The sequence below is a fragment of the Brachyspira pilosicoli genome, assembly GCF_008016535.1.
GTDB lineage: Bacteria > Spirochaetota > Brachyspiria > Brachyspirales > Brachyspiraceae > Brachyspira > Brachyspira pilosicoli_A.
Map to the genome: position 1 here is coordinate 1 of NZ_SAXY01000073.1, position 11,508 is coordinate 11,508.

11 protein-coding genes are annotated in these 11,508 nt (G+C 26.7%); 7 read left to right on the top strand and 4 right to left on the bottom strand.

The window, feature by feature from the left end; genetic code table 11:
- Positions 1-922, bottom strand: a 922-nt coding sequence (locus EPJ72_RS12120) for a DDE-type integrase/transposase/recombinase (RefSeq protein WP_147732378.1), incomplete at its 3' end; no start/stop codon positions are given.
- A 190-nt stretch (positions 923-1,112) separates the two neighbouring features.
- Between EPJ72_RS12120 and yajC the strand changes: the two genes are divergently transcribed.
- The 4 genes from yajC to EPJ72_RS12140 are packed head-to-tail and all read left to right on the top strand — an operon-like array spanning position 1,113 to position 5,233.
- Positions 1,113-1,535: a preprotein translocase subunit YajC gene (yajC, locus tag EPJ72_RS12125; protein ID WP_147732379.1), complete on the top strand. Its 423-nt coding sequence runs from the start codon at positions 1,113-1,115 to the stop codon at positions 1,533-1,535.
- 36 nt (positions 1,536-1,571) lie between these two features.
- Positions 1,572-3,083 carry a protein translocase subunit SecD gene (gene secD / locus EPJ72_RS12130; protein ID WP_147732380.1) on the top strand — a complete coding sequence of 504 codons (1,512 nt, stop codon included), beginning with the start codon at positions 1,572-1,574 and terminating at the stop codon, positions 3,081-3,083.
- 19 nt (positions 3,084-3,102) lie between these two features.
- Positions 3,103-4,050, top strand: a complete 948-nt coding sequence (gene secF / locus EPJ72_RS12135; RefSeq protein WP_147732381.1) for a protein translocase subunit SecF — start codon at positions 3,103-3,105, stop codon at positions 4,048-4,050.
- Between the two features lie 19 nt (positions 4,051-4,069).
- Entirely contained in the window at positions 4,070-5,233 is a 1,164-nt protein-coding gene (locus tag EPJ72_RS12140; protein WP_147732382.1) for a tetratricopeptide repeat protein, read from the top strand.
- Positions 5,234-5,304: 71 nt separating this feature from the next.
- Here EPJ72_RS12140 and EPJ72_RS12145 read toward each other — a convergent pair whose 3' ends face one another.
- Entirely contained in the window at positions 5,305-6,063 is a 759-nt protein-coding gene (locus EPJ72_RS12145) for a glucosamine-6-phosphate deaminase (protein WP_147732383.1), read from the bottom strand.
- Between the two features lie 189 nt (positions 6,064-6,252).
- On the opposite strand from EPJ72_RS12145, the gene EPJ72_RS12150 reads away from it, so the two are divergent.
- A complete protein-coding gene (locus EPJ72_RS12150) occupies positions 6,253-6,906 on the top strand; it encodes an HAD family hydrolase (protein WP_147732384.1) in 654 nt (217 codons plus the stop codon).
- A 58-nt stretch (positions 6,907-6,964) separates the two neighbouring features.
- On the opposite strand, the gene glyA is transcribed toward EPJ72_RS12150, so the two are convergent.
- On the bottom strand, positions 6,965-8,389 hold the full coding sequence (gene glyA, locus EPJ72_RS12155) for a serine hydroxymethyltransferase (protein ID WP_147732385.1): 1,425 nt from the start codon (positions 8,387-8,389) through the stop codon (positions 6,965-6,967).
- 230 nt (positions 8,390-8,619) lie between these two features.
- On the opposite strand from glyA, the gene EPJ72_RS12160 reads away from it, so the two are divergent.
- Complete coding sequence (locus EPJ72_RS12160; RefSeq protein WP_147732386.1) at positions 8,620-9,666, top strand: hypothetical protein; 1,047 nt, start codon at positions 8,620-8,622, stop codon at positions 9,664-9,666.
- Positions 9,667-9,744: 78 nt separating this feature from the next.
- On the opposite strand, the gene EPJ72_RS12165 is transcribed toward EPJ72_RS12160, so the two are convergent.
- Complete coding sequence (locus EPJ72_RS12165) at positions 9,745-10,386, bottom strand: hypothetical protein (protein WP_147732387.1); 642 nt, start codon at positions 10,384-10,386, stop codon at positions 9,745-9,747.
- Between the two features lie 184 nt (positions 10,387-10,570).
- Between EPJ72_RS12165 and EPJ72_RS12170 the strand changes: the two genes are divergently transcribed.
- Positions 10,571-11,506, top strand: a complete 936-nt coding sequence (locus tag EPJ72_RS12170) for a DDE-type integrase/transposase/recombinase (protein ID WP_158636902.1) — start codon at positions 10,571-10,573, stop codon at positions 11,504-11,506.
- The last annotated feature ends 2 nt before the right edge of the window (positions 11,507-11,508 follow it).

Below are 11,508 nucleotides of genomic sequence, written 5' to 3' on the forward strand. Positions count from 1 at the left end.
CCATAGATATTGTACTTTTACTTGCTATAATATTTTTGATTCTTTCTTTGATTGTAATATACAATAACGAAGAAATCAATCTTTGATTGTTATAAAAATGTGTATATTCTTTTAATTTTTCTCTCAATAATTCTACTGTGATATTTTTATTTAATCGTGAATAAAATTCTCTTTCGTCTATGCCGTGTACTCTTTCTACTACGCCATTGTATCTTGGTGTTGCTATAGGAATATATCTCCTCTCTAATTTATTTTTTAAGCAGTATTCATCAAAAATATTTATTTTAGGAGTATTAATACAGCGATAAGTATATTCTCTACCATTGTCCGTTTGAATACAATGTATTCTAAAAGGAAAATAATCTAACATTCGTTTTACAAAATCAATAGTACTGTTAGGACTTTTTTCATCGTATAAATATCTAAAGCTCATTCTCATTGCTAAATCGACAGCAGTAAATTGATAATAGCGTATTTCACCAAAAAAAGCATATTTGACATCTATTTGTACTTTTTCCCCTGCTTCCTTGATATAAATAGCATGCTTTCCTTTATGTTTTCTCTTAATTTTTTTCTTTTTGCTCCTATACAAATTATTTTCTTTTAGGACAGTTTCTATAGCTGTTGTTCCAACTTTAATGTTTTCTAACTCTAATTGTTTTTTTATTTTTAATTTACCATAACCATATAATTTTCTTATTTCAATTATTCTTTTAATAATCTTTTTATTTTTCAATTTATTTTTATTAGTTTTAGGTTTAGTAGATTTAGGTTTTATAATAGAATAAGTTTCTAATTGGCTTTTCCAATAATAATATGTTCTAATACTAATCTTATATTTTAAAGCTAATACTTCTTTATTCTTAACTTTATTGATTTTTAGAACTATCTTTTTTCTTTGATTTGAAGTATATTCTTTCATAGGTATTCCTTTTGTTTTATTTTAATTAATTAAATTATAAGGAATACCTGCTTTTTTTAAACTAAAAAACGTGCAATATCTGTGGCTCCTAAACACAAAATAAAATACTGCAATATTGACATAAGTATAAATTATTGATATCATATAAAATCATTGAAAATATAAAAAATAATTTTAAAGAGGTAATGAAATGTTCACAGCAACTTTATATGCACAAGGTCAGGGAGGAGCTCAAGCAGGCAGCCCTTTATTATCAATAGGTATGATGGTAGCTATTTTTGCCATATTCTATTTTCTACTTATTAGACCGCAAAAAAAACAACAGCAAAAATTAGCTCAAAGCATAGCTAATCTTAAAAAAGGCGATAAAATAATAGTAGCTGGAGGTATAGTAGCTGAATACATTTCTGATAAAGAAGGCGGAAGAGTTGCTATAGTAAAATTAGGAGAAAATACTAAAATAGAAATAATAAAATCTTCTATATCAGCAGTAGTGAGCGATGAAGTTCTTAATGCTAATAAAGAAGATAAGAAAGACAAAAAAGTTATAGAAGATAAAAATCACATAAAAGAAGAATTAGAAAAAGCACAGTCTGAAGATAAAAAAGAATAATAGAAAAAATAATAATAAAGAAAATAGGGAAATAATATGAGTCATAATTTAAGGCTAGCATTCATAATTATAGGTCTTGCTATAATGGGTTGGTTTATCACTCCTACAGTGAGATGGTATTTTTTCACATCTGAAGATAAAAAAGAAGAAAGTAATATGTCATTAGATGAAATGATATCAAAAGGATACACAAAAGAACAAATTGATGAAGTTCAGTCTCTTAAACGTTTAAGGAGTGAGTCTGTAAATTTAGGATTAGACTTACAGGGCGGTATAAGAATAGTACTTCAAGCGGACTTTGAAGATTATGCTAATAGATTAGATAGAACTGCATTATCTTTGACAGCTGAAGAGAAAAATGATGCTATGGAAAGACTTATATCCAGATTAAGAGGAAGAATTGACCAATTTGGAGTTAGCGAAGTTGGAATAAGAAAACAAGGCGATGATAGAGTTGTAGTAGAATTACCGGGTGCAAGAGACCCTGATAGAATTAAAAGTGTTGTACTTAGTCAGGGTGCTCTTACTTTCAATTTGGTAGACCAAGAGGCTTCTGCTGCAATTACAAGCAATGATTTACTGCTCGGTGTTTTCACTAATACTGCAAAAGTACCAGAAAATGATAAGCAAGTTTATTTTTATAGCGAAAAAGATGACTTTGGAAGAAGAATAAGAGGAGCTCCTGTATTTATAGAAAAAGAGGCTTCTTTAGATGGTTCTGCTTTAATTAATGCTAATGTAGGCGGCGGACAATTTGGGGAAGTTACTGTTGAGTTTGAACTTAATAATGATGGGGCTGAACAGTTTGCTTTAGTAACTGCTGCTAATGTTAATAGAATGCTTGCCATTGTATTAGACGATAAAGTAATAAGTGCTCCTAATATCAATCAAGAAATTAGAGGCGGAAGAGGTGTTATTACTGGAAGCTTTACTTTGGAAGAGGCTCAAGATTTAGCTAGAATACTTAAAGAAGGTGCTTTGCCTTTGAAAGTAAGTGTTGTAGAAGAAGAGGTTGTAGGGCAATCTATAGGTGCTGACTCTGTTAAGGCTGGTACTACTGCTTTATTTATGGCTGCAATATTAGTTGCTGTATTTATGATTGCTGTATATAGAGTATCTGGAGTTTTATCTACAATAGCTATGCTTATAAACGTTATACTCATCATAGCTATACTTTCTCCTTTGAGATTTACTCTTACTTTGCCCGGTATAGCTGGTCTTATACTTACTATAGGTATGGCAGTTGATGCTAACGTTATTATTTTTGAACGTATAAAAGATGAATTAAAAATAAAATCTAATGTTTCTGATGCTATTATATCTGGTTATGACAGAGCTTTCGCTACAATATTTGACTCTAACATTACAACAATAATAGTAGCTTTAATACTATGGATATTTGGAAGCGGTCCTGTACAAGGATTCTCTATTACATTATTCTTTGGTATTTTAATAAACCTATTTACTGCTGTATTTATTACCAGATATATTTATGAAGAAATTATTCGTACAAAACTTGTGAAGAAAGCTGGATTCTTCTTTATTTAATTAATAAGGATTTTATAGTATGAGCGAAAATATTAAAAAAAATAATAATGATGTTAAAAAAACTGAAAATAATGATATGACAAAAAATAAAATTCCTTTTGTTAAATTTATGCCCATTGTTGCAGTTATATCGGGTATATTATTTGTAGCATCTATTGGGCTTTTTATCAACAAATTGACTACTAATAGCTTTAATATGGGTATAGATTTTGCAGGCGGTGTGGAATTACAAGTACAAATTGATAATCCAGAAGTAATTAATATTGCTGAGATAAGAAACCTATATAGAAACTTTGGTACAGAAACTGTTAATATACAAGAACTTGAAGGAGAATATAATATCAATGCTTTCCTTTTGAGATTCAGAGGCTCTAATGAAGAATCTGACAGAGCTATGCAAGTGCTTTATGATAAATATACTCAAGAAAAAGTAACACTCATAGGAAGTAATATCATAAGCGGTGTTGTATCTTCTGATAATTTAAAATTAGCTTTTATACTTGTAATTGTGTCTTGGATTATCATTATGATATACATTACTATAAGATTTAATTATAGATATGCTTTCCCTGCTATTATTACTCTTATACATAATGTTGTTATAGTATTTGGCATACTTTTATTTTTGAATAAAGAGTTTTCTGTATTAGTATTATCTTCGATGCTTACTTTGATAGGTTATACAATAAACGACATAATAGTTGTATTTGATAGAATTAGAGAAAATGCAGATGTTAAAAGACCATTTAAAGAAATTGTTAATATAAGTCTTAATAATGTTGTTGGAAGAACAATTATTACAAGTATCTCTACATTACTTGCTGCACTTGCTATAATGATATGGGGCGGATTTATACTTTATGATTTTGCTTTTACATTCTTTTGCGGTGTAGTGATAGGTACTTATGCTAGTAATTTTATTGCAAGCGGTCTTTTAATATTATTTATGAAAGGAAAAAAAGCATAATTTAAAAGAATTAACATAAATGAAAAAGAATAATATTTTTATTGTACTTATAATATTTTCTCTTATATTTTTAACATTAACAATAGTATATAATGTATACACTATAGGTGCAAATAATAATATCAAAAAAGAAATAGATAGTACTAGCAATGTTTTAGCAGAAGATATGAGAAATCAGTACATAAAAATATTATCTTTATATTTTAAAGAGCAATTGATAGATGAAACTAATCAAAATAAAATAATTGAACTAAATAATTTTATAAAAGAATATACATCATCAATATCATCTTCAAATTTTAACAACCTAAAATCATCTATTAATGATATCATACAATTAAGAAATAGAAATGCAACTTATGTTTTATTATTTTTAGCTGTATTTACATTTATATTAGGATTGATAATTAACTTGCTCACTAATAATAGTAAAGAAAAAAATAATATTCAAACTACAAAAAAAATAGTGAAAGAAGAAAATGAAAAAATAAAAGAAAAACCTAATATAATTATTTCTAATGAGATTGATAAAAAAGAAATTGAAATAAAAAATATGTATAAGGTTCTTGTAGAAGAAATAAAAAATGCTAAAGAAGATAATGCTATGGAAATACTTGAAAAAATATTTCAAATAGATGATAGAAATTATTTAGCTTTAAATGGTGCTGGAATACTTTATACAAAAATATATACTAAAAATGGAAATAACACTTATTTTGTGAAAGCAGATAAGTTTTATGAATCTGCAATTTCTATATATAATAAAAATAAAGACATTCTAAATAATAAAGCAATATTATATTCAACTAAATATGGAAAAGATAACAATAATACTGACTATAGCACTGCTTTAAATATTTTTAATAATACAATTTCATCTTACAATAATGACTTTGATATTATACACAATAAAGCAACTCTAAATTTACTAAACTACAAAATTACAGCAAATGCCGCATCTTTTGATGAGGCATTGAGAGATTATAATGAATTATTAGAAATAAATAATCATAATATATATGCCTTAAATAACAGAAGCATGCTTTATTTTGATAAATATAAATATACTAAAGATAAAAAATATTTTGAAAAATCAATAAAAGATTGTAATGATGCATTTAGTATTAATTCAGAAGAATCATTAGAATCTAACGGCAATCCATATTATATATATAAATTTTAATTTTTTATTATATAAAAAAGCAATGAGATTAATAAAAACCTCATTGCTTTTTATTTAATTAAAATATATTATCATTTTTTCTTAGAAACTTTTTTCTTATATCCTATAGCATCAGCCAATTCTTCATCTATAACAACTACAACATCATTATGAAGTTTGAGGAAAGTAACAGGACAGCTAGTCATAACCTTATCATGATTTAAAAACTCTTTCATAGCAGCCGCCTTACCTTTTCCAATAGCAGCTATTACTATTTTTTTTGCCTTTAATATTCCGCCCATACCCATACTAAAAGCCTCTTTTGGAACATCTTTTTCTGAAGCAAAGAATCTTGCATTAGCTTTAATAGTTTTTTCATCAAGTTTTACGCATAGAGCATCAGCATGCAAAGCCTCATCAGGCTCATTGAAAGCAATATGACCATTTGGACCAACGCCTAATAATTGAATATCTCTTGGAAGTTTCTCTATTTTATCATTAAACTCTTTTAAGATTTTCTCTTTATCCCCTATTCCCTTAGGAACAAAAGTATTTTTCTTATCGATATTAACATGGTTAAATAAATTAGTATCCATAAAATATCTATAACTTTGTTCATTTTTTCCATCTAAACCCTTATATTCATCTAAATTAACAGACTTAACATTTTTAAAATCAATCTCTTTTTTTTCATAAGCCTTTATTAAATGAGGATAAACTGCCTCAGCTGTACCTCCAGTAGCAAGACCTAAAACAGCATCTTTTTTTACCTTTAATACATTAATAATCTCATTAGCCGTTTTTTTACCTACTCCATTAGCATCTTTAGCAACTATAATTTTTAATCCCATAATTTTAATACTCCTTTTATTAATTTATAATATTTTTCATAAACTAATATTTTCAAATTATAGCATATATATAATTATTTACAATTAATAAAATAATTTTTATTAACTTATATATAAAAACTATTGATGTAACCAATAATTAAATATAAAATATATACTATCATCAAATTTATATAAAAAGGAAATAAAATGAATAAACAAATTAAAGGAGCAATCTTTGACTTTGATGGTACATTGGTTGACAGTGAAACTTTATATACTAAAGCATTAATACATATATCACAAGAAATGAATGAACTTACAGATATAGATTTTGCCTCTATGGCTGGATATCAAACTAGTGACATAAAAAAAATGTTAATAGATAGAAATTACATTATACCAAAAAATTTCTTTGAAAATGCAGAAAAATATTTTCGAAAAATTATAGAAACAGATTTAGAAACTTTTGATGGAGTTATTGAAATATTAGAAAGATTAAAAAATATAGATATAGTTATAGCTTCCAATAGTAATATAGATTATGTTACAAAAATGTCTAAAAAAACATCTATATCAAAATATATAGTAGGATATTCTTGTCATAATGAAACATTGAAAGCTAAGCCGGAACCAGATTTATTTCTAAATGCTTTTGAAATGTTAAAAAAAAGAAATAACAATATAACAAAAGAAGATGTTGTTATTTTTGAAGATAGTTTAGTTGGTATTGATGGAGCTAAAAAAACTGGTATAAAAATAATAGCAATTACAAATAGTTATAAAAGAAAGGAATTATTAGAACATGGTGCTGATATTGTTGTAGACAAAATAAATGAAGCTATTAATTATTTAAATATTTAAAACAATAAAAAAGGGAAACTAAATTAGTTTCCCTTTATATTAATATATTATTATTAAATTACATATCGCCTATAAACTTATACATTGGGAATCTCTTACATAATTTTTCTACTTTTTTGGCAACAGCAGCAACTACCTTTTCATCATTAGCATTACTTAATACTTCATCAATATATTGAGTAAGCTCCATAACATCTTTTTCTTTGAATCCTCTAGTAGTAATAGCAGGAGTACCAAGTCTAATACCGCTAGTAACCATAGGAGATTCTGTATCATAAGGTATGCCGTTTTTATTAATAGTGATATGAGCTTTATCTAAAACAGTTTCTGCAAGCTGACCTGTAATACCTTTAGATTTTTTTACATCAACTAATATTAAATGAGTATCAGTACCTCCAGAAATGAGTTCATAACCTTTAGAAAGGAACATATTAGCCATAGCCTCAGCATTTTTCAAAACTTGCTCTTGATATTTAACAAATTTAGGGTCTAATGCTTCTTTGAAACATACAGCTTTAGCAGCTATAACATGCATCAAAGGTCCGCCTTGTATACCAGGGAATATAGTTTTATCTATTTTTTTAGCTAAATTCTCTTCAGTAGAGATAATATATCCTCCTCTAGGACCTCTTAAAGTTTTATGAGTAGTACCAGTAACAAAATGAGCATGAGGAACAGGACTAGGATGAACACCTGCAGCAACAAGTCCTGCAATATGAGCCATATCTACCATTAAATAAGCACCAACTTCATCAGCTATTTCTCTGAATTTTTTAAAATCAATAAATCTAGGATAAGCACTTCCTCCTGCAACAATCAATTTAGGTTTAAGATTTTTTGCTATATCTCTAATCTCATCATAATCAATCTGCATAGTTTCTTTATTAACATTATAATGCTCGAAATTATAAATTTTACCAGAGAAATTAACGTTTTTACCATGAGTTAAGTGTCCGCCAGAATCAAGTGATAATCCTAAGCAAGTATCACCAGGCTGAAGTACTGCCATATAAACACCCATATTAGCCTGAGAGCCAGAATGCGGCTGCACATTTATAAACGGAGCGTTAAACAATTTTTTAGCCCTTTCTCTTGCCAAATCCTCAACAACATCAACTTCACTGCATCCTCCATAATATCTCTTAGAAGGATAACCCTCAGCATACTTATTTGTAAATATAGAGCCCTGCGCTTCCATAACAGCACGAGAAACTATATTTTCACTAGCAATAAGTTCAAGACCATTTATCTCTCTCTTATACTCACTTTTCATAGCACTAAATATTTCTTTATCAGCATTCTTAAGCGGAACTTCAGATACATAATATTTAGCTGCTGCAATCTTTTTCTCAACATTTTTAGCAACTTTCTTTACAGTAGAAGAAGCTTTTTTAGAAATAGATTTTTTGCCTGATACTAATTTTTTTACAGATTTCGATACTTTCTTTAATGAATCTTTGGTATTTTTTTTAGATACAGCCATAATTCCTCCAATAACTCTTTTATTTTAATAAAATTTGATAATAAAAAATTATCAAATGATATTTAAAATTTATATTAATGATATATTATCATCATTTTTTTTTCAATTAAAATGTTCATTAATTTTTAATTATTTATTTTTCTTTTTATTATTTTTTACGTTTTATTTATTATAATTATTATAATTTCGATATTAATTGCAAATATATAATTACTTTAATAGAGGATTTTATGAAAATAACTTTGGATATGTCTGTTTCTAATTTATTAGATTCTTTTGACAGAGAATTTGGAATTACTTTGGGTATATATAAAGGAGCCAAAAAATCTAATGATATAAAATTATTTGAAATAGCTGACCCTAGAAAAAATCAAAAAACTTCCATTGTTATAGATAAAGATACTAGTGTTGAAACTTTAGAAGCTATGTTTCGAGATAAATTTGGAATAAGAGTACAAGTTAAAGATAGAGATGGAAATACTGTAAATCAATCAAGCACTTTAGGAGGAATAAGAAAATTATCAAAAGATGATATCGAAGAAAATGAAAGACATAAAAAAATATCGTTGACAGATGATGATGAGATTGAAGAAGAAAATAAAGAAATTAAAAAAGAGATAAATGCAAAAAAGAATACTGAAAAGAAAAAAAATAAAACTTATCTTTTAAACATTCATTCAAATAAAATTAATAAACATGTAACTAGCCCTGAAGAAAAAATGAAAGATATAGATAAATATTATTTAAACTTCCAAAGAACAGAAAGATACAAAGCTATGCTTAATCTTTTATCTTGTATAGAAGAATCAAAACTATTATATCCAGATTCTGAAGATTTAATTAATCATATAAATGAAATAAAAATAAAATCTGTTAATATTTCTAATGTAAGCATAAAAAAAAGAAGATTCGCTATATTTGTATTGATAATAATAACTATAATATTTTCTCTTATTAGTTTAGGAATATGGGGATTTGATTTTTATAATAAAATAAAAAAAGAGAAGATGATAGAAAGCATAATAAAAGATATTGATAATTTACGTCTTCAAAAAGGAAGTTTGATGGAAAGCGGTAATATTGCAGAGGCTAGTGCAATAGACGAAAATATTAGCTCAAAATCTGAACAAATAAATATTATTAAAAATGATAAGAAAGTTTCTCTTGCTTACTATTCTCTATCGCTTGCTGTTTTACTCGCTATAATACTATCACTTTGTATGGTGAGGCTAAATAAATTTGATGTTACTTCATCGAGGTTTAGAAAAGAAAATTAATTTTTAATAATATAAAAGAATAAAAAAATAATAAGAAGCTTTGATTTTTTAAAGCTTCTTATTACTTAATTATTTTAATTAGAATCTTATACCCACTTGTCCGCCAACATCCAATGCACCAAAAGTAACTTTTGGATCTACATTTTTATATTGCATAGCCATAAAGTCATAAGAAATATAAACACCCAAAGTAAAATTATATAATAATAGAAAATCTAAACTTGCTTTAAGATATGGTATATACAAATTATCAAATTGATCTTGTAATTGCTTTAAATTGTATGTATGACTTTGCTCTCCGCCGCTATTTTCTTTTGAATAACTGCTTCCGCCAAGAGGGAATTTTACACCAGCACCAAGACCTACAGATAAAAACAATACATCTATTTTTGGCATTAAACCAATACTTAAACTATCAAAATTAACAAAACCTTTGGAAATGTCTGACTTATAGGCAAAAACATCTCTCTGATAACCTAAATCTAATGATATACCTAAAGAAAGAACAGCCAAATCAAAATAATAATTAGGTCTTAAATAAACACCGCCCTCAAAACCAGCATCTGGTTTATAAGTTTGACTTTCTTTACCATCTTCAAAGAAAAATCCAATACCAGTACCAAGAGGCACAGTAATATCAACACCAGCGCCGCTTTTAGCCATAAGAGATGTACTTATAGTCATTATGAATAATGCAATCATTAATATAATTTTTTTCATTTTAATTCTCCATAATTAAAATCATATTTAGCTACAAATTGTATATAAAAATAATTAAAAAGTCAATTAAGAAACTTAGCAATATTGTTTAGGAGTGTGAGATATTGGACATTTTTTAGTATAAAAAAAGCAGTATCCTTGTTATAATATTTTGATATATAAAACAAATAAAAAGGATGCTACTATGAAAAAAGATTATAGCACAGAATTTAAATTATTTATAGTGGATGAAGCATTAGAAACTAAAAATATTAAAAGATTTTTAAAGATAGAAGAAATACCCAAATCTACTTTTTATACTTGGCTTAAAAAATATAAAGACACTGGAACAGTTGCTAATTTTAGTACTAGACCGAAAACTTCTCCAAATATCTTTAATAATCAAGAAGCTATTAATTTAATTATTAAACTCTATACTGAAGAGTATAGGGGAAAACATTATATTAAAGCATATTTGAACCGTGAAGGCATTAAGATAGGTGTTACAGCTATAGAGAATGTACTAAAAAGAAATAATCTTTGGAGATATAAAACAAAAAAGAAAAAGAAGCGATATGATAAACGAAAATTTGTCTCTAAAATACAAAAAGAAGGCAAAATAGTTCAAATAGACACTAAATATATCAAATTAGGCAGAAAAACAGTTTATCAATTCACTGCTGTAGATTTAGCTACACGTTATAGTTGGAGGCAGATCTATGAAGATAAAACACCTTCTAGTGCTTTATCTTTCTTAAAATACGTCTTAAAAACTTCACCTTTTAAGATACAAGCTATACAAACGGACAATGGTAGAGAATATACTTATCGCTGTATTAATACCTCTAAAATCAATATTTTTGATGAATACTGCTTAAAAAATAAATTAGAGAGGAGATATATTCCAGTAGCAACACCAAGATACAATGGTGTAGTAGAAAGAGTACACGGTATAGACGAAAGAGAATTTTATTCACGATTAAATAAAAATATAACTGTAGAATTATTAAGGCAAGAATTAAAAGAATATACACATTTTTATAACAATCAAAGATTGATTTCTTCGTTATTGTATATTACAATCAAAGAAAGAATCAAAAATATTATAGCAAGTAAAAGTACAATATCTATGGCTCCATGACA